General features: G+C 67.7%; 21 protein-coding genes. 2 read left to right on the top strand and 19 right to left on the bottom strand.

Features of this window, described 5'->3' with window-relative positions; genetic code table 11:
* Window positions 1–38 precede the first annotated feature (38 nt).
* The 19 genes from R0232_RS02925 to R0232_RS02835 form a co-directional block, all read right to left on the bottom strand.
* Window positions 39–584: a DUF3617 domain-containing protein gene (locus tag R0232_RS02925; RefSeq protein WP_431511179.1), complete on the bottom strand. Its 546-nt coding sequence runs from the start codon at window positions 582–584 to the stop codon at window positions 39–41.
* 88 nt (window positions 585–672) lie between these two features.
* Window positions 673–1,380, bottom strand: coding sequence for a phosphatase PAP2 family protein (locus tag R0232_RS02920; RefSeq protein WP_431511178.1), 708 nt, complete (start codon window positions 1,378–1,380; stop codon window positions 673–675).
* Between the two features lie 33 nt (window positions 1,381–1,413).
* The gene (locus R0232_RS02915) at window positions 1,414–2,346 is read right to left on the bottom strand and encodes a hypothetical protein (protein WP_431511177.1); all 933 of its coding nucleotides are present in this window, start codon (window positions 2,344–2,346) and stop codon (window positions 1,414–1,416) included.
* A 2-nt stretch (window positions 2,347–2,348) separates the two neighbouring features.
* Window positions 2,349–3,089: a hypothetical protein gene (locus R0232_RS02910; RefSeq protein WP_431511176.1), complete on the bottom strand. Its 741-nt coding sequence runs from the start codon at window positions 3,087–3,089 to the stop codon at window positions 2,349–2,351.
* 138 nt (window positions 3,090–3,227) lie between these two features.
* Window positions 3,228–4,391, bottom strand: coding sequence for a Gfo/Idh/MocA family protein (locus R0232_RS02905; protein ID WP_431511175.1), 1,164 nt, complete (start codon window positions 4,389–4,391; stop codon window positions 3,228–3,230).
* 83 nt (window positions 4,392–4,474) lie between these two features.
* Window positions 4,475–5,437, bottom strand: coding sequence for a substrate-binding domain-containing protein (locus R0232_RS02900; RefSeq protein WP_057593971.1), 963 nt, complete (start codon window positions 5,435–5,437; stop codon window positions 4,475–4,477).
* Between the two features lie 67 nt (window positions 5,438–5,504).
* Window positions 5,505–6,515: an ABC transporter permease gene (locus R0232_RS02895; RefSeq protein WP_057593972.1), complete on the bottom strand. Its 1,011-nt coding sequence runs from the start codon at window positions 6,513–6,515 to the stop codon at window positions 5,505–5,507.
* A gap of 23 nt (window positions 6,516–6,538) precedes the next feature.
* Window positions 6,539–8,056 (bottom strand): sugar ABC transporter ATP-binding protein, encoded by a 1,518-nt coding sequence (locus tag R0232_RS02890; protein ID WP_209546171.1) that lies wholly within the window; start codon window positions 8,054–8,056, stop codon window positions 6,539–6,541.
* Window positions 8,053–9,222 carry an ROK family protein gene (locus R0232_RS02885; RefSeq protein ID WP_057593974.1) on the bottom strand — a complete coding sequence of 390 codons (1,170 nt, stop codon included), beginning with the start codon at window positions 9,220–9,222 and terminating at the stop codon, window positions 8,053–8,055. Before R0232_RS02885 ends, R0232_RS02890 begins: the two co-directional genes overlap by 4 nt.
* A 253-nt stretch (window positions 9,223–9,475) precedes the next feature.
* A complete protein-coding gene (locus tag R0232_RS02880; protein ID WP_057593975.1) occupies window positions 9,476–9,895 on the bottom strand; it encodes a F0F1 ATP synthase subunit epsilon in 420 nt (139 codons plus the stop codon).
* A 12-nt stretch (window positions 9,896–9,907) separates the two neighbouring features.
* On the bottom strand, window positions 9,908–11,308 hold the full coding sequence (gene atpD, locus R0232_RS02875) for a F0F1 ATP synthase subunit beta (RefSeq protein ID WP_093350318.1): 1,401 nt from the start codon (window positions 11,306–11,308) through the stop codon (window positions 9,908–9,910).
* 153 nt (window positions 11,309–11,461) lie between these two features.
* A complete protein-coding gene (locus R0232_RS02870) occupies window positions 11,462–11,869 on the bottom strand; it encodes a hypothetical protein (RefSeq protein ID WP_093350315.1) in 408 nt (135 codons plus the stop codon).
* A gap of 89 nt (window positions 11,870–11,958) precedes the next feature.
* Window positions 11,959–12,834, bottom strand: coding sequence for a F0F1 ATP synthase subunit gamma (gene atpG, locus R0232_RS02865; RefSeq protein WP_057593978.1), 876 nt, complete (start codon window positions 12,832–12,834; stop codon window positions 11,959–11,961).
* Between the two features lie 21 nt (window positions 12,835–12,855).
* A complete protein-coding gene (atpA, locus tag R0232_RS02860) occupies window positions 12,856–14,409 on the bottom strand; it encodes a F0F1 ATP synthase subunit alpha (RefSeq protein WP_093350313.1) in 1,554 nt (517 codons plus the stop codon).
* A 50-nt stretch (window positions 14,410–14,459) separates the two neighbouring features.
* The gene (locus tag R0232_RS02855) at window positions 14,460–14,990 is read right to left on the bottom strand and encodes a F0F1 ATP synthase subunit delta (RefSeq protein ID WP_431511174.1); all 531 of its coding nucleotides are present in this window, start codon (window positions 14,988–14,990) and stop codon (window positions 14,460–14,462) included.
* Between the two features lie 7 nt (window positions 14,991–14,997).
* The gene (locus tag R0232_RS02850) at window positions 14,998–15,468 is read right to left on the bottom strand and encodes a F0F1 ATP synthase subunit B (RefSeq protein WP_093350307.1); all 471 of its coding nucleotides are present in this window, start codon (window positions 15,466–15,468) and stop codon (window positions 14,998–15,000) included.
* 34 nt (window positions 15,469–15,502) lie between these two features.
* Window positions 15,503–15,766, bottom strand: a complete 264-nt coding sequence (gene atpE / locus R0232_RS02845; RefSeq protein ID WP_057593982.1) for a F0F1 ATP synthase subunit C — start codon at window positions 15,764–15,766, stop codon at window positions 15,503–15,505.
* Window positions 15,767–15,827: 61 nt separating this feature from the next.
* The gene (atpB, locus tag R0232_RS02840) at window positions 15,828–16,724 is read right to left on the bottom strand and encodes a F0F1 ATP synthase subunit A (RefSeq protein ID WP_431511173.1); all 897 of its coding nucleotides are present in this window, start codon (window positions 16,722–16,724) and stop codon (window positions 15,828–15,830) included.
* Window positions 16,725–16,747: 23 nt separating this feature from the next.
* The gene (locus R0232_RS02835; RefSeq protein WP_208507695.1) at window positions 16,748–17,221 is read right to left on the bottom strand and encodes an ATP synthase subunit I; all 474 of its coding nucleotides are present in this window, start codon (window positions 17,219–17,221) and stop codon (window positions 16,748–16,750) included.
* 126 nt (window positions 17,222–17,347) lie between these two features.
* Here R0232_RS02835 and R0232_RS02830 point away from each other — a divergent pair, with 126 nt between their 5' ends.
* Both R0232_RS02830 and R0232_RS02825 read left to right on the top strand, forming a co-directional pair.
* The gene (locus R0232_RS02830) at window positions 17,348–18,244 is read left to right on the top strand and encodes a D-amino acid aminotransferase (protein WP_431511172.1); all 897 of its coding nucleotides are present in this window, start codon (window positions 17,348–17,350) and stop codon (window positions 18,242–18,244) included.
* Window positions 18,241–18,567, top strand: a complete 327-nt coding sequence (locus tag R0232_RS02825) for a YbeD family protein (RefSeq protein WP_093350292.1) — start codon at window positions 18,241–18,243, stop codon at window positions 18,565–18,567. The genes R0232_RS02830 and R0232_RS02825 overlap by 4 nt, the downstream gene beginning before the upstream one ends.

Raw genomic sequence — 18,567 nt, 5'->3', positions numbered from 1 at the left:
GTGGGCCGGCGCCTACCCGCCGTGCCCGTCCGCGCTGCTCAGGGCTGCTTGCCGCGGCGCGCGGTCGTCATCTCGAGCACGTTCATCTTCATGCCGTTGGCCATCACCATGTCGCCGGGCTTCTGGCCGGCCTTGCAGGGGCCGACCCACTTCGCCTCGACGACGGCCATGCCTTCGCTGCGGCCCATCAGCGGCGGGCTGTAGGTCGATTTGCTCTCCACGCGGTAGGCCGAGCCGAAGTCACCGCTCATCACGGCGCGCGAGGTGGCGGTGGTGCTGCCGATCTTGCAGACCGAGTCGATCACCAGCTTGCCGCCCTCGGCGCGCAGGTCCTGCTTCGAGCACAGGCTGCGGCCCATGCCCTGGCCCATCTCGCGCAGGGCCTTGTCGGTGGCCGCGTCGATGCACTGCTGCATGGTGTGGCTGCCCTCCTTCGCGCCGCTGCCGTCGTCGCTGCGCATCTCCCACAGGCCGGGCTTGCGCGCCGGATAGTCGATCGCCACCGCGGGCCCGGCGAGCACGGTGCAGGGCAGCACCGCGGCGAAGGCGGCGAGGAAGGCCAGGACGAGGGGAAGGGTCTTCATGGGGCGGCTCCGGGCGCGGCGTGTCGAAGGCTCGACGATGCCCCGGTTTGTACAGGGCGCCCCCGCGGCGCGGAATACCGCGATCGGTCTACGCCGCGCGGCCGGCCCCGGCGATGCCGCTCACGCTGCCCGCCGCCGCGCGCACGCGCGTGGCCAGCCCGAACACCACGCCCAGCACGAAGCCGCCGCCCACGTCGATCAGCACGTGCTGGCGCACCGCCATGGTCGAGTAGACGATGCCCGCCGCCCACGCGAGGTTGAGGCCGCGCAGCCAGGCGGGCGCGCCCACGCTGCGCAGCTGACGCGCGAGCACCACGCAGGCGAACACCGAGAACGACACGTGCAGCGAGGGAAAGGCATTGCCCGCCGAGTCCTTAGTCTTGAGGAAGTGCAGCGTGGTGCCGGGACTGGTGTCGATCGTGAAGTTGGGAATCGCCGTCGGCAGGCACCAGAACACGATGAGCGCGATGGTCGTCATCAGCGCGCAGGCCAGCGAGAACGCCGTGAGCTCGCGCCGGTCGCGCGAGAACAGCACCGGCAGCGCGATGTAGAGCCACAGCGACAGGTACACCGGCAGCAGCGCGGGCCAGAACGCGACGAGCCGGTCGATCGGCGTGAGCGGCAGCACCCAGGCCTCGCCCGAATGCCGCATGACCCAGAAGTACAGCGGGAAGAAGCCGATGGTGGCGAGGGTGTTGCCGATCAGCTTGAGCGGCAGCAGCGTACGGCAGCGATCCCGCAACGCGCGCCGCCAGGTCGGCGCGATCGCGGCACTGCCTGCGGAGGAAGAAATCATGGATGCCCGTGGCTGGAGACCAGGGCAGCCACTTTACCCGGCCTTTGCGGCGACGGCCGCGCAGGCATCGGCGCCCGCCGCGAGCGGCACCGACATCAGGGTCTCCCTCAGCGTGAGCAGGACCCGGCGCGCGCACCGCTCGAACACCAGCGATGCGCGTTCGACCCGTTCCGTGCCGCCCTCGAAATAGCGGAAGGTCTTCTGCGCCGCGGCGCCGGCGGGCATCGTCTTGTCGGCCATCGACACGGCGAGCTCGATCGACTCGCGCATCAATGCGCCGGCGACCGCGCGGAACGCGGCGCCGTTGTCCTTGCTCCAGTAGGCCACCGGGTCCGCTTCGGCCGTCGGCGCCGAGACGATCCGGACCACGCTCTCGTACGCCGCGGCGCCAGCCGAACCCGCGCGCCGCACGCTCACGACGTTGTCGAGCACCAGCGCCTGCTGGTCCTGCGTCAACGAGAACACGGGCGCGCTGTCGACCTGCCAGGCCTGGCCGTCGACACTCGCGGGCGCCGGCGCGCCCTGCGCCAGTTCGGCGTGCGTGTAGGCGGCCAGCAGCTTGCGATACGGCACCAGCACCTGGTCGGCCTGCTCCTGGAGCTTGGCCTTCTGCGCGCTCTTGGCGGACTCGTTCATCAGGCCATGCACGAGCACCACCGCCAGCAGGCCGGCCGCGCTCGGCGCGGGATAGAGCATCGGAGCGGCACCGGTGCCTGCGGTGTCGAAGTTCTCGGCGCCCCTGAAGGCGACGGGATCGGTCGCCGGCAACCGGACCACCCAGCGCGGGGTCGCGGGCACGGGCACGGGGGCCGGCGCGACCACGGCGTCGGCAGGCGGCGCCGGCGGCGGCGCGGCGGCCGTCTCGTCCTGCGCGAAGGCGCACGCGGCGCCCAGCACGGAGGCCGCGCAGGCCAGCCGGCGGCCGAAGCGCCCGAGGGCGCGCGCCGCCACGAACGGATGCGCCATGCCTACTGGGCGCCGGTCGCCGGCGCTCCCTCCGGCACGGCCACGTCGGCCAGCGGCTTGAGCACGCTGTCACGGCTGGCCTCGATGGCCTGGAAGTAGGCGTTGGTCAGGCCCGGGAACTTGGGCGGCTCGTCCCACTTGGCACCGGCGGCGCGGTTGATGTTGATCGGCAGGTACCAGCTGTAGGTGTTGGTCTTCAGGTCGACCAGGTACGCGGCCCCGGTGACCACGGCCTTGGGATCGCTGGTCGGCACGTACGACGCATAGGTGCGCACATAGCCCACCTGCGGCATGTCGATCACGAGCAGTTTGTCGACTGCGTGCTTGGCGCGCAGCGAGGCGAAGTCCTTGCGCGCGGCGGTCGGCACCTCGGTGCGGATGTCGGGCAGCGACTTGAGGTCGATGGCCTCCTTGATGACCGTGACCTCGACGTTCTTCTTGCGCAGCGCGGCCGCCACGTCCTCCTTCAGGGAGGCGAGGTCATCGCGCGCCAGGGTCTCGGTGTGCTTGGTCAGCGCGGAATTGGAAGCGCTGGCGAAGGCGTAGCACAGCAGGCAGTCCGCGCCGGGAAAGAAGGTGTCGACCTTCGGCAGCTCGGACATCGCCACGCCGACCTTCGCGCTTTTCGCGCTGCTCGAAGTCAGCGCGTCCTTGCCCAGGGGCACGGGTTGCTGCGGCTTGATCGCGCATCCACTCAGAAAAATGCCAAGCGCCGCCACAGCGGCGAACAGACGCCATCTCATGTTTCTTCTCCTCGGTTTTGTTGTTGACCCCGGGTGTAGCCCCGCAGCCGAGGAGACGGACTTCATGGAATCCGGCCGCCTCCCCGGCCGGAATTGTGACATTGTGTGAGCGTCTTGCGAATCCCGCGGCGCCTCAGCTCACCAGGGCGTCCATTTCAGGTCGCTGCGTGCCGAGGCCACCGTGCGTTCGATGAAGCGCACGCCGCGCGCCCCATCCTCCACGCGCGGGTAGTCGGCCTCGAGCGGATCGGCGCGCCGGCCTTCGAGGCGCGCGCGGATGTCGGCGGCGACGCCCGCGTAGACGTTGGCGAAGGCCTCGATGAAGCCCTCGGGGTGGCCCGCGGGCAGGCGGCTCGCGCGGCGCGCCGATTCGTGCAGCCAGGGGGCGCCGCGCGTGAGCACGCGCAGCGGCCCGTCGTGCGGCAGGTGCAGCAGCCGGCTCGGCTGTTCCTGGTGCCACTCGAGCGTGCCCAGGGTGCCGGCGATGCGCACGCGCAGGTCGTTCTCGAGGCCGGTGCTGATCTGCGAGGCGATGAGCACGCCGCGCGCGCCGCCCTGGTAGCGCAGCAGCAGGCTGCCGTCGTCGTCGAGCTGGCGGCCGGCCACGTGCGCCGTGAGGTCGGCGCACAGGCTCTCGATCTCGAGGCCGGTCAGCGTGGCGACGAGGTTCTCGGCATGCGAGCCGATGTCGCCGATCGCGCCGGCCGCGCCGCTGCGCGCGGGGTCGGTGCGCCAGTCGGCCTGCTTGTTGCCGGTGCCCTCGAGCTCGCTCGCGAGCCAGCCCTGGTTGTATTCCACGACCACCTTGCGCAGCGTGCCGAGCTCGCCCGCGCGGATCATCGCGCGGGCCTGCCGCACCATGGGGTAGCCGGTGTAGTTGTAGGTGACGCCGAAGACCGTGCCCTGCGCCGCCACGCTGGCGACCAGCGCATCGGCCTGCTCGCGCGTGTGGACCAGCGGCTTGTCGCACACCACGTGGAAGCCGGCCTCGACGAAGGCCCGCGCCACCGGGTAGTGCACGTGGTTGGGCGTGACGATCGAGACGAAGTCGATGCGCTCGCCGGCGGGCCGCTTCAGTTCATCGGCCAGCAGGGCCTGCCAGTCGCCATGGTTGCGCGCGTCGGCCAGGCCGAGGTCGGCGCCCGAGGCGCGCGCCTTGGCGGGATCGGAGGACAGCGCGCCGGCCACGAGCTCGATCTGGGCGTCGAGCGCGATCGCCTTGCGGTGCACGCCGCCGATGAAGGCATCGCGGCCGCCGCCGACCATGGCGTAGCGCAGCTTGCGATGGGGGGTGTCGGTCATCCAACTCCTTGAGGTTCCAGAGACGGGGTCCCCCTCCCCGCGGGGAGAGGGAGCGAAGCGATCGGCCGGCCGGCCGATCCCGTTCAGAACGGCGAGTTCGGGTGGTAGAAGTCCTTGGCGTTGTCCTTGGTGATCAGCACCGACGGGATGATCGTGGTCGCGGGCAGCTTCTCGCCCTTCAGGCGCGCCTCGGCCGTGAGCTTGATGGCGTCGTAGATGAACTTGGGCGAGTAGCTCACGTCGGCCGTGATGCGCTTGTCCTTGCCGTCCATGATGGTCTTGACCATGCCCTTGGCGCCGGCGCCGCCGAACACGATTCTGATGTCGTCGCGCTTGGCCTGCTCGATGGCCTTGAGCACGCCCACGGCCATGTCGTCGTCGGCGGCCCAGATGGCGTCGATCTGCTTGAAGCGCGTGAGGTAGTCCTGCGTGACCTTGAAGGCGTCGTCGCGGTTCCAGTTGGCGTACTTGGCGTCGAGCAGCTTCACGTCGGGGCTGTTCTTGAGCACCGCGTTGAAGGCGTCCATGCGCTCGTTGTCGAGCGTGGTCGCGATGCCGCGCAATGCCACCACGTTGCCCTTGCCGCCGAGCTGCTTGACGATGTACTCGGCCGGGATGCGGCCGAAGGCGGTGTTGTCGCCAGCCACGTAGGCGTCCTGCGCGCTGGTGTCGGTCAGGCCGCGGTCGACCACGGTGACGTAGGCACCCTTGGCCTTGACCTGCGCGACCGGCTTGGTCAGCGCGGCCGATTCGAACGGGAACACGACCAGCGCGTTGATCTTGGTGACCGTCGACAGGTCCTGCAGCTGGTTGGCCTGCTCGGGCGCGTTGGCGGCGGTCTTGATCGTGATCTTCAGGTCCTTGTGTTCCTTCTCGAGATCCTTCTTCGCCTGGTTGGCCCAGTAGTTGATGCCGCCCATGAAGCTGTGGGTGGCGGCGGGGATCGAAACGCCGAGGTTGACCTTGTCCGCGGCGAGCGCGGGCAGGCTGGCGAATGCCGCGGCGGCCACGGCCGTGAGCGCGATGCGTCGGGTGAAACGGGTCATGCTGATGTCTCCTCTTGGTGGATGGAACGGAACGGGAAGGAACCAGGTGTGGCCACGCCCAACGGCGTCATCGCTTTCCTCGCTGGAGGAAGGCCACGATGATGATCACGAAGCCCTGCACCGCGGCATTCAGGTACACGCTGATGATGCTGGTGAGGTTCAGGATGTTGCTGATGACCGAGAGCAGGATCGCGCCCACCACGGTGCCGGTGATGCTGCCCGCGCCGCCCTTGAGCGCGGTGCCGCCGACGATCACCGCGGCGATCGCCTCGAGCTCCCACAGCAGGCCCGTGGTCGGCGAGGCCGAGCCCAGGCGCGGCACGTACAGCAGCGTGGCGATGCCCACGCAGACGCCGAGCAGCACGTAGGTCAGTATCTTCACGCGGTCGACGTCGACCGCGGCGTAGCGCGCGACCTGCTCGTTGGAGCCGATGGCCTGCACGTAGCGGCCGTAGGCGGTGCGGTTGAGGATCACGCCGCCGACGATGGCGACGATGACGAACACCCACACCGGCACCGGGATGCCCGCGAGGCTCGCGTAGTAGACCGGCGCGTAGAGGTCCGACAGCTCGTTGTCGAGCGTGAGCGCGCCGCCGTCGGCGAAGTAGGTGAGGTAGGCGCGGAAGATGCCGAGCGTGCCCAGCGTGACGATGAAGGGCTCGATGCGGCCCTTGGTGATCAGCAGGCCGTGCGCGAGGCCGAACAGCGCGCCCAGCACCACCGCGAGCACGGCGCCGAGCATCACCGCCATCAGCGGCGAGCCGGTGGCCGGGCCGGCCCAGTTGATGAACATGATCACGCTGCCCGCGATCAGCGCGGCCATCGAGCCCACCGACAGGTCGATGCCACCCGAGATGATCACGAAGCACATGCCGACCGCGATGATGCCGATGAAGGCGGTGCGCGTGAGCACGTTCATCGCGTTGTCGACGGTGGCGAAGTCGCCGTTGAGCAGGGTGCCGGCGATGCACAGCAGCACCAGGCCGATGACGGGGCCGAGGCCGTGCAGGTGCTCGGTCCAGCGCGCCTTGGGCTGGGCGCGGTGGGTGTCGGCGGTGGGTTCGGGGCTGTTGTTCATGGGGGCCGGGTGTGGGTCGTGGCTCAGTGCGCGCCGGTGGCGTGGGCGATGAGCGCTTCTTCGCTCAGGTGGTCGGCGTCGAGCGTGGCGACCAGCCGGCCCGCGCGCATCACCGCGACGCGGTGGCACAGGCCGATCAGTTCCATGAGCTCGGACGAGATGACGATCACGGCCAGGCCCTCGCGCGCCAGGCGCTGAACCAGGAAATAGATGTCGCGCTTGGCGCCCACGTCGACGCCGCGCGTGGGCTCGTCGAGCACCACCACGCGCGGGCGCGGCTGCAGCACCTTGGCGAGCGCGAGCTTCTGCTGGTTGCCGCCCGACAGCGACGAGGCCCTGACCTCGAGCGAGCCGGCGCGGATGCCGTAGTCCTTGACCGCCTCGGCCAGCGCGCCGCGCTCGGCCTCGGGCTTGAGCCAGGGCGTGGCGTAGCGCTCGAGCGCCATCAGCGTGAGGTTCTGGCGCAGGCCGAAGTGCACGTGCAGGCCCTTGCCCTTGCGGTCCTCGCTCAGGTAGGTGAGGCCGTGTTTCGCGGCATCGCGCGGGCTGCGCCAGCCCTTGCCGTGGGGCACCGCGCGCCCGAGCATCTCGACGCTGCCGGCCGCGGGCCGCAGGCCCAGCAGGCCTTCGAACAGCTCGGTGCGGCCGGCGCCGACCAGGCCCGCGAAGCCGAGGATCTCGCCGGGGCGCACCTCGAAGCTCGCGTCCCGTGCCCAGCCGGGCACGCTGAAGCCCTGCACGCGCATCGCGGGCGCCTGCGCGGCCGACACCGGGTCGCGCGGCGGATAGAGGTCGGCCAGCTCGCGGCCCACCATCAGGTTGGCCATCTGCTGGCGCGTGACCTCGGCCGTGGGCGAGCGCGCGACGAAGCGGCCGTCGCGCATCACGATCACCTCGTCGGTCACGCGCTCGACCTCGTCGAGCTTGTGCGAGATGTAGACGATGGTCACGCCGTCGGCGCGCAGCTGCGCGATCAGCTTGAACAGGCGCTCGGTCTCGCCGGGCGTGAGCGTGGCGGTGGGCTCGTCCATCACCAGGAGGCGCGCGCGGCGCGCGATGGCCTTGGCGATCTCCACCAGCTGCTTCTCGGCCACGATGAGCCGGCGCACCTTGGTGCGCGGGTCAGCCTGCAGGCCGACGGCCGCCAGCGCGGCCGCGGCCTCGCGCTCCATCGCGACGTCGTCGAGGAACAGGCCCTTCTTCTTCTCGTGGCCGAGGAAGATGTTCTGCGCGATGCTCAGGTCCTCGGCGAGGTTGAACTCCTGGTGGATCAGCACGATGCCCAGCGCCTCGGCATCGCGCGAGCCGGCGAACTGCTGCGGCTGGCCGTTGATGCGCAGCGCGCCGCCCGTGAGGCCCTCGTAGCCCGAGAGGATCTTCATCAGCGTGGACTTGCCCGCGCCGTTCTCGCCGAGCAGGCCGTAGACCTTGCCGGGCGCGAGCGCGAAGCTCACGCCGTGCAGCACCTGCACCGGGCCGAAGGACTTCCGCACGTCGTCGAATTCGACCGCGACGCTGGCTTTGTTCTGCGTTTCGCTCATGGCGCGATCCCCCTCGCCTTGAGGCTCTGCTGCATCGCGAGCACGCCGGCGCCGATCAGGCCGCCCTGCGCGGCCAGCGGCGTGTACTGGATCTCGAGGTGGCGCGTCGACAGCGCGAGCGAGCGCTGGTAGACGCTTTGCCGCACCGCCGCGAGGAACAGCGGGCCGATGCGCGTGATGCCGCCGCCGATGAACACATGCGACGGATTGAAGAAGTTGACGACCGAAGCCAGCATCTGGCCGATGAGGTTGCCCGCGCGCTGCACGATGGCATTGGCCGCGGGATCGCCGGCGCGGCTGGCCTGGCCCACGTCGAGGGCCTCGATGCGGCCCTGGCTGCGCAGCACCTCGGCGAGCACGGCGCTCTCGCCGGCCTCGGCCGCCTGCACCGCCATGCGCGTGATGGCGGGGCCGGCCGCCATCGCCTCGACGCAGCCCAGGTTGCCGCAGTGGCAGCGCGGCCCTTCCTGGTCGACGCAGATGTGGCCCACGTCGCCAGCCGAACCGGCGGCGCCGCGGTAGACCTCGCCGTGGCAGACGATGCCGCAGCCGATGCCGGTGCCGATCTTGATGACGAGGAAGTTCGAGAGCGAGCGCTTGAGGCGCCAGAGCTCGCCGAGCGCCATCAGGTTGACGTCGTTGTCGACGAACACCGGCGCGGCATAGTCCTCGCGCAGGTAGTCGCGGATCGAGAAGCTGTCCCAGGCCGGCATCAGCGGCGGATTGACGAGCTGGCCGATCTCGAAGTTGACCGGCCCGGGCACGCCGATGCCGATGCCGAACACGTCGCGCGCCGTGCGGCCGCAGCGGCCCAGCAGTTCGCGCATCAGCGCGCGCACGCGCGCCAGCACGACCGCGGGGCCATCGCGCACGTCGGCCGCTTCCTCGTGCTGCGCGAGTACCGTGAGGTCGGGCTGCAGCACGGCGACGCCGAGGCTGGTGGCGCCGATGTCGACGCCCACGAGCACGCCGAGGTCGGCATGGAGCTGGAGGTTTTCGGGGCGGCGTCCGCCCGAGGAACGCTGCAGGCCCGCTTCGGCCAGCAGGCCCTGCTCGAGCAGCCCGGCGATCAGCGCATTGGCCTTGCTCTTGGAGAAGCCGAGCTCCTCGGCCATGGCATGGCGCGAACCGCCGGCCGACCAGAAGGTGGTCTCCAGCAAACGCATTTCGTCCGCAGTGATGCCGCTCCAGGGTGCCACGCGCGCTTGTCTCCGGTTCTTTGTGGTGACCCGGCGGCATCGAGGCCGGCGGGCGAAGGCGAATACTAGGAGCAGGTCTTCAGCCAGACAAGGCTGAACTTCGACCATATTCAGATCGAAGACGGCTGGATTCGGCCTTGAAGACCAGGCCTCGCACCGAGCCGGGACGAAAAAAAGCCGCCTCGGTGGGCGGCCTTCGGAAGCAGCAAGCCGCGCGGGCTTACTTCTTCTGGCGGTACTTGCGCAGCGCTGCGATCTGCGCGGCCATCACGGCCAGTTCCGATTGCGCCATCGCGATGTCGATGTCGCTCTTGGCGTTCTTCAGCGCTTCCTCGGCGGCGGCCTTGGCCTGGTTGGCCTTCTCGTCGTCGAGGTCCTTGCCGCGGATCGCGGTGTCCGACAGCACGGTCACGGCGTTCGGCTGCACTTCGAGGATGCCGCCGGCGACGAAGACGAATTCCTCGTTGCCGTCGGCCGTTTCGATGCGCACGGCGCCGGGGCGGATGCGCGTGATCAGCGGGGTGTGGCGCGGATAGATGCCGAGCTCACCGGCTTCACCGGGCAGCGCGACGAACCTGGCTTCGCCCGAGAAGATCGACTCTTCCGCGCTGACCACGTCCACATGAATGGTGCCTGCCATGGTGATTCCTTCTTAAGCGACCTTCTTGGCCTTCTCGAACGCTTCGTCGATGCCGCCCACCATGTAGAACGCTTGTTCCGGCAGGTGGTCGGCTTCGCCGTTCACGATCATCTTGAAGCCGCGGATGGTTTCCGACAGCGGCACGTACTTGCCGGGCGAGCCCGTGAACACTTCGGCCACGTGGAACGGCTGCGACAGGAAACGCTGGATCTTGCGGGCGCGGGCCACGGCGAGCTTGTCGTCGGGCGCCAGTTCGTCCATGCCCAGGATCGCGATGATGTCGCGCAGTTCCTTGTAGCGCTGCAGCGTGCCTTGCACCGAACGGGCCACGTTGTAGTGCTCTTCGCCGACCACGTTCGGGTCGAGCTGGCGCGAGGTCGAATCCAGCGGGTCCACGGCGGGGTAGATACCGAGCGAAGCGATGTCGCGCGACAGCACCACGGTCGAGTCCAGGTGGGCGAAGGTGGTGGCGGGCGACGGGTCGGTCAAGTCGTCGGCGGGCACGTACACGGCCTGGATCGAGGTGATCGAGCCGACCTTGGTCGAGGTGATCCGCTCTTGCAGGCGGCCCATTTCCTCGGCCAGCGTCGGCTGGTAGCCCACGGCGGAAGGCATGCGGCCCAGCAGTGCCGACACTTCGGTACCGGCCAGCGTGTAGCGGTAGATGTTGTCGACGAAGAACAGAACGTCGCGGCCTTCGTCGCGGAACGACTCGGCGATGGTCAGGCCGGTCAGCGCCACGCGCAGACGGTTGCCCGGCGGTTCGTTCATCTGGCCGTAGACCATCGACACCTTCGAGTTCGGCAGGTCGTCGAGGTCCACCACCTTGGCGTCCGACATTTCGTGATAGAAGTCGTTGCCTTCGCGGGTACGTTCACCCACGCCGGCGAACACCGACAGACCCGAGTGGGCCTTGGCGATGTTGTTGATGAGTTCCATCATGTTCACGGTCTTGCCCACGCCGGCGCCGCCGAACAGGCCCACCTTGCCGCCCTTGGCGAACGGGCACACCAGGTCGATCACCTTGATGCCGGTTTCCAGCAGGTCCTGCGAGGGCGACAGTTCGTCGTACGCGGGGGCCTTGCGGTGGATGGGAGCGGTCAGCTCCTGGCTGACGGGACCGCGCTCGTCGATGGGCGCGCCCAGCACGTCCATGATGCGGCCGAGGGTGGCCTTGCCGACCGGCACCGTGATGGGTGCGCCGGTGTTGGTCACGATGAGGCCGCGGCGCAGGCCGTCCGACGAGCCCAGCGCAATCGTGCGCACCACGCCATCACCGAGCTGTTGTTGCACTTCGAGGGTCAGCGCGCTGCCTTCGAACTTCAAGGCGTCGTACACCTTGGGCATCTGGTCACGCGGGAACTCCACGTCGACCACGGCGCCGATACATTGGACAATTTTTCCTTCAGCCATGGCGTTTCCTTCTGGATGGATTCTCAATAAATTTGCGACAGGTTCTTGCAGAAGCGTCCTGGTGCCAATGCGGGCCGCTTTTGCAAGAATGCCGGCCGGGCCGGCATCCTCGAAGTCAATGACGATGCGTTCGGATCTCTGCGCTCGTCGTGCTCAGCACTTCATCGCCGTGGCTTGCGCGGCGAAGGCGTCCGACGCAGCCTTGCAGGCCTGGCCCAGGGCGGCCTTATCGGCACCCATCGAAGCCCAGGTCGCCTTGGTCTGATCGAGGCTGGCCTTCATCGCGTCGGCGGCGGCACCGCTTTGCGAGCTGACGCAAGCGCTGACCTTCGTCAGGTAGTCGTTGCACTCTTGCGGCAGGTCGGCGGCCGAAGCCGTCGGTGCTGCTGCAGCCGGTGCCGAGGCAGGCGCTGCCGGTGCCGCGGCGGGAGCCGATGCAGCGGGAGCAGGCGCCGGAGCCGGTGCGGCCGCCGGAGCGGGCGCGGGTGCCGGGGCCTCTTCCTTCTTGGAACAGGCGGTCAGAGCGGCAGCCACGGCCACCAGAGCGAGAAATTTCTTCATTGAATCGGGTCCCCTTTTTTCTGAGCTGGGCCGTTGTCACCGGTCCGCGTGCGGACCCGTGGGCAATGTGGCCCGGTGCATTGCCTCGATCAGACGCCCGCCGCTGCGGCCGCGCCCGACACGATTTCCGAAAGCTCCTTCGTGATGCCGGCCTGGCGGGTCTTGTTGTAGACCAGCTTCAGCTCGCTGATCACGTTGCCCGCGTTGTCGGTGGCGGCCTTCATCGCGACCATGCGTGCCGATTGCTCGGACGCCATGTTCTCGGCCACGGCCTGGTAGACCAGCGATTCCACGTAGCGCACCAGCAGCTCGTCGATGACGCTCTGCGCATCGGGCTCGTAGATGTAGTCCCAGGCGTGCTGGCCGCTCTCGACCTGCAGCGTCTCGGAAGCGAGCGGCAGCAGCTGCTCGACCACCGATTCCTGGCGCATCGTGTTGATGAACTTCGTGTAGCACAGGTACACGGCGCTCAGCTTGCCCTCGGCGTACGCGTCGAGCAGGACCTTGACCGGGCCGATCAGCTTGTCGAGGTGCGGCGTGTCGCCCAGCTGGGTGACATGCGACACCACGCGGGCGCCGATCCGGTTGAGGAAGCCCAGACCCTTGTTGCCGATGGCGACCGCCTCGACCGCGTTGCCGGCCGACTGCTGCTCGCGCAGCTTGGCGGTGACGGCGCGCAGCACGTTGGTGTTCATGCCGCCGCACAGACCCTTGTCGGTCGTGACGACGATGAAGCCCGCGGCCTTGGCCTCGTTCTCCTTCATGAACGCGTGCGTGTACTCCGGATTCGCCTGGCCGAGGTTGGCCGCGATGTTGCGGATCTTCTCGCTGTAGGGGCGGGCGGCGCGCATGCGTTCCTGCGCCTTGCGCATCTTCGACGCGGCCACCATTTCCATGGCCTTGGTGATCTTCTTGGTGTTCTCCACCGATTTGATCTTGCCGCGGATTTCCTTACCAGCTGCCATGAGGATTCCTTTGGGGGTCGATCAGGCGAACGACTTCTTGAACGAGGTGATCGCCGCGTGCAGTTCGGCTTCCGAGTCCTTGTCGATCGCCTTGGCCTGTTCGATCTTGTCGAGCAGGGCCGCGTGGCTGGTCTTGAGGAACTGGTGCAGGCCGTGCTCGAAGGCCAGGACCTTCTTGACGTCGAGATCGTCCATGAAGCCCTTGTTGACCGCGAACAGCGACGCGCTCATCAGCGAGATGGACAGCGGGCTGTACTGGGCCTGCTTCAGCAGTTCGGTCACGCGGGCACCGCGGTCGAGCTGCTTGCGGGTGGCTTCGTCGAGGTCGGAAGCGAACTGCGCGAACGCAGCCAGTTCACGGTACTGCGCGAGGTCGGTACGGATACCGCCCGACAGGCCCTTGATCGCCTTGGTCTGTGCCGACGAACCCACGCGCGACACCGAGATACCGGCGTTGATGGCGGGGCGGATGCCGGCGTTGAACAGGCTGGTTTCCAGGAAGATCTGGCCGTCGGTGATCGAGATCACGTTGGTCGGCACGAAGGCGGACACGTCGCCGGCCTGCGTTTCGATGATCGGCAGCGCGGTCAGCGAACCGGTCTTGCCCTTGACTTCACCCTTGGTGAAGGCCTCGACGTAGTCGGCGTTCACGCGGGCCGCGCGCTCGAGCAGACGGCTGTGGAGATAGAACACGTCGCCGGGGTAGGCTTCGCGGCCCGGCGGGCGGCGCAGCAGCAGCGACACCTGACGGTAGGCCACGGCCTGCTTCGACAGGTCGTCATAGACGATCAGGGCGTCCTGGCCGCGGTCGCGGAAGTATTCGCCCATCGTGCAGCCCGAGTAGGCCGACACGTACTGCATGGCGGCCGATTCCGACGCCGATGCGGCCACCACGATGGTGTAGTCCATCGCGCCGGCTTGTTCGAGGGAGCGCACCACGTTCTTGATCGACGAAGCCTTCTGGCCGATCGCGACGTAGACGCAGGTCATGTTCTGACCCTTCTGGTTGATGATCGCGTCGATCGCCACGGCGGTCTTGCCGGTCTGGCGGTCGCCGATGATCAGCTCGCGCTGGCCACGGCCGACGGGCACCATCGAGTCGATCGACTTGAGGCCGGTCTGCATCGGCTGGTCGACGGACTTCCGTGCGATCACGCCCGGTGCGACCTTCTCGATCACGTCGGTCATCTTGGCGTTGATCGGACCCTTGCCGTCGATCGGCTGGCCCAGCGCGTTGACCACGCGGCCGATGAGCTCGGGGCCCACCGGCACTTCCAGGATGCGGCCCGTGCACTTGACGGTGTCGCCTTCGGAGATGTGCTCGTACTCACCCAGAATCACGGCGCCGACGGAATCGCGCTCGAGGTTCAGCGCCAGGCCGTACGACGGGACGCCGTCGGCCGTGGGCGGGAACTCGAGCATTTCGCCCTGCATCGCGTCCGACAGGCCGTGCACGCGCACGATGCCGTCGGTCACCGACACCACGGTGCCCTGGTTACGGATGTCTGCGCTGACGCCAAGCCCTTCGATGCGGCTCTTGATCAGCTCGGAAATTTCTGCGGGATTGAGTTGCATGACTCTTTCCTTCTTTCAATAAATAGGGCTTACCGCGGCGACAGACCGCCTCAGGCGGTGAGCGCAGCTTTCATTTGTTCGAGCCGGGCCTTCACGGACATGTCGAGCACCTCGTCGCCGACCACGGCACGGATGCCGCCGATCAGTTCGGGGTCGATCGCGACGCTCGTCTTGAGCTTGCGACCGAAGCGGCGCACGAGCGCCGCCTCGATGTCCTGCAGCGCGGCGCCTTCGATCGGGAAGGCGCTGTAGATCACCGCATCGGACGAACCGCTGCTGGCGTTCTTGAGGGCACGGAACTGGACCGCCACCTCGGGAACGGCCGCGAGGCGGCCGTTGTCGAGGACGGTGCGAAGGAAGTTCGTGCCGAGGTCCGGCAGCGGCTGGGACAGCAGGCCGGCGACCAGGCCGACGACCTGCTCGGGCGCGACCTTGGGATTGGCCGCGAACTGCAGCAGCTGCGGACTCCCGACGATGGCGGCCAGCTGGTCGATCCAGCCGGCGGTGGCATCGAGGTTGCCGGCACTGGCCTGGAACAGCGCTTCAGCGTAGGGACGGGCAATGGTCGCGAGTTCGGCCATGTCGTCCTCAGAGCTCGGTCTTCAGGCGCTGGAGCAGGTCGGCATGGACGCCGGCATCGACTTCCTTGCGGAGAATCTGCTCGGCACCCTTGACGGCCAGCGCGGCAACCTGCTCGCGCAGCGCTTCGCGGGCGCGCACGGTCTGCTGCTCGGCCTCGTCGCGGGCAGCCGCGACGATCTTGTTGGCCTCTTCGTTCGCACGGCCCTTGGCTTCTTCGATGATCTGCTGGGCGCGGCGCTCGGCGTCGGCCAGACGGCTGGCGGTCTCGGTGCGAGAAGCCGACAGTTCCTGTTCGACGCGCTGGTTGGCGGACTGCAGTTCGGCCTTGGCCTTGTCGGCGGCCGCCAGGCCCGCGGCGATCTTTTGTGCCCGGTCATCCAAAGCCTTCGCGATCGGCGGCCACACGAATCTCATCGTGAACAGCACGAGCAACAGGAAGACGATGGCCTGAACGAACAGGGTCGCGTTGATACTCACGGCAACACCTTTCTAGAGTGGCGTTGAAACCGGATTACTTCGGCAGGGCGGACAGGAAGGGGTTGGCGAACGCGAACAGCAGGGCGATGGCCACGCCGATCAGGAAGGCCGCGTCGATCAGACCGGCCAAGATGAACATCTTGGTCTGCAGGTCGTTCATCAGTTCGGGCTGACGGGCCGACGATTCCAGAAACTTGCCACCCATCAGGGCGATACCGATCGATGCACCGATAGCGCCGAGACCGACGATCAGACCACAGGCGAGAGCAACGAGACCGAGAACGTTGGATGCTTCCATGATGACTCCTTAGATTTAACTGGATGAATGCAAAAGAAAAAGAACGAAAGGGAACCGAGCCTCAGTGGGCCTCATGAGCCTGGCCCAGATAAATGAGCGTCAGCATCATGAAAATGAATGCCTGGAGCGTGATCACCAGAATGTGGAAGATCGCCCAGACAGTACCGGCAATGACGTGGCCCACTGGCAACAGCACTCCCGAGAACGACGCAGCCATCGCGCCGCCCATGAGCGCGATCAGCATGAAAACGAGTTCGCCCGCGTACATGTTGCCGAACAGCCGCATGCCATGCGACACGGTCTTGGCCACGTACTCGATGATCTGCATGAGCAGGTTGATGATGCCGAGGATCACGGCAAACACGGGGTTCTTGCTGGTGCCGAACGGCGCGGTCACCAGTTCGTGCGCCCAGCCGCCGGCGCCCTTGATCTTGATGCTGTAGAGCAGGCACAGCAGCAGCACGGAGGTCGACAGGCCCAGCGTGGTGGACAGGTCGGCCGTGGGCACGACGCGCATGTAGGCGTGGTGCGGATCGTGGCCGGCAACTTCATGCAGCTTCGCCCAGATGGCCGGCAGCAGATCCACCGGCAGCATGTCCATCGCGTTGAGCAGGAAGATCCAGACGAACACCGTGAGGGCGAGCGGCGCAATGAACTTGCGGCTCTTGGCGTTGTGGATGTTGGCCTTGGCTTGGTTGTCGACCATCTCGACCAGGATCTCGACCGCGGCCTGAAAGCGGCCCGGCACGCCCGACGAGGCCTTGCGCGCGGCCAGCCACAGCACGAAGCAGCCCAGCGCACCGATGACCAGCGCATACAGGACGGAGTCGAGATTGATGATGTTGAAGTCGACGATCGACTTCTGCACCACGGGATTGAGACTCCAGTCGACCTGCCAATGCTGGAGGTGATGAACGATGTACTCACTCGCAGTCGGTGCGTGTCCTTCGGCGGCCATCTTCAGCGTCTCTTTTTAAACAGTCAAATCCGGTTCAACAACCTGGGCCGCACCACGAGCGCGATCCAGTACGTCTTCAGGGCGGCGATCACGCCAGCGACCAGCGCCAGCCAGTTCAGCCCTCCGACCAGCCACGGTGCCGCGACCAGCATGGCCACGGTCAGCACGATCTTGATCGACTCCCACACAAAAAACCTCAGCATGGCAGCGGACTGTGACACTGCTCCCGTTCCGCGCCGTACGCCTCGAACGAACAGCGCCGCCGGCACAGCCACCGCCATCGCTCCGTAGAGCGCCGACACGGCGGCGGACGACAGTCCAGTCCACACCCATGCAACTCCCGCCACGATCACTCCCAAGGCCACTTGGGCCCCGATCACCCACCAGGGCGACAGTTCGGGATTTTGCTCGCGCAGCCGCTGCGCCTCTTCGGGCGTGAGCGGCTCGAAATCAGAGATTTCGACCTCAGGTTCGGCTTCAGGGGTCTTGGTTGTCATTTGGAATGCGACCCCTTGCCTACCGAGAATTCTACAAAGCCTCTGATTATAAGGACAAACCCGCGCCGATCCTGACATCTTGGGCGCACAAGCGACACCTTCGGCCCGGCGCTCATAATTTGCGCCATGCAATCCCTGCCCGCCACCCTGTGCCATCTCGATGGCGAATACCTTCCGCTGCGCGACGCGAAGATCAGCGTCCTGGACCGCGGCTTCATCTTCGGCGACGGCATCTACGAAGTGATCCCGGCCTACGACGGCCACCTGTTCTGCCTCGACGAACACCTGGCCCGGCTCGAGCGCTCGCTCGCCGAGGTCCGCATCCCGAACCCGCACACGCGCGAGGGCTGGCGCGCGCTGGCCGGGCGGCTGGTGGCCTCGGCGGCCGGCGAAGCAAGCGTTTCGGTCTACATCCAGGTCACGCGCGGGGTGGCGCCGCGCGACCACGCGATGGTCCAGGGCATCGTGCCCACCGTCTTCGCGATGGTCAACACCCTCACCCTGCCCGGCGAGGCGGCGCGCACGGACGGGGTGCGATGCGTGACGGCCGACGAGTTCCGCTGGGCCAAGGCGCACATCAAGAGCACCAGCCTGCTGGGCGCGGTGATCGCGCGCCAGATCGGCGTCGACGCGGGCGCGACCGAGACCGTGATGTTCCGCGACGACTGGCTCAGCGAGGCCGCCTCGAGCAACGTCTGGGTGGTCAAGGACGGCACCGTGTTCGGCCCGCCGCGCGACAACCTGGTGCTGACCGGCATCCGCTACGGCCTGCTCGAGCGCCTGTGCGCCGAGCACGGCATCCCGTTCGCGCTGCGGCGCATCGCGCGCGACGAGGTGTTCGCGGCCGACGAGCTGATGATCTCCTCGGCCACCAAGGAGGTGCTGCCCGTGACGCAGCTCGACGACCGGCCCATTGGCAATGGCCGACCCGGCCCCATCTACCAGAGCTTGTACGCGGCCTACCAGGAGGCCAAGCGACGCAACGCACAGGCGCAGCAGCCGCCACGAGGAGTATCCGCATGAGCACCGAACGTCCCGACACGCCCGCGCCGGCCGCCGACGCGGCCGACGCCGTCACCGATCCGCGCAAGGATTCGCTGATCGAATACCCCTCGCAGTTCCCGATCAAGGTGATGGGCGCGAAGGTCGACGGCTTCGTGCACGCGATCACGCAGATCGCCGAGCGCTTCGACCCGAGCTTCGACGCCACCACCGTCGAGCTGCGCGACAGCAAGGCCGGCAACTACCTCGGCGTGACGATCACCGTGACCGCCACCAGCCGCGAGCAGCTCGACGACATCTACCGCGCCCTGTCCTCGCACCCGATGGTCAAGGTCGTGCTCTGA

The sequence above is a fragment of the Variovorax sp. DAIF25 genome (genome assembly GCF_050711835.1).
Taxonomy (GTDB): Bacteria; Pseudomonadota; Gammaproteobacteria; order Burkholderiales; family Burkholderiaceae_C; genus Variovorax.
The sequence above is the reverse complement of the archived record's forward strand: the minus strand, read 5'-3'. Positions and strand labels throughout refer to the sequence as shown.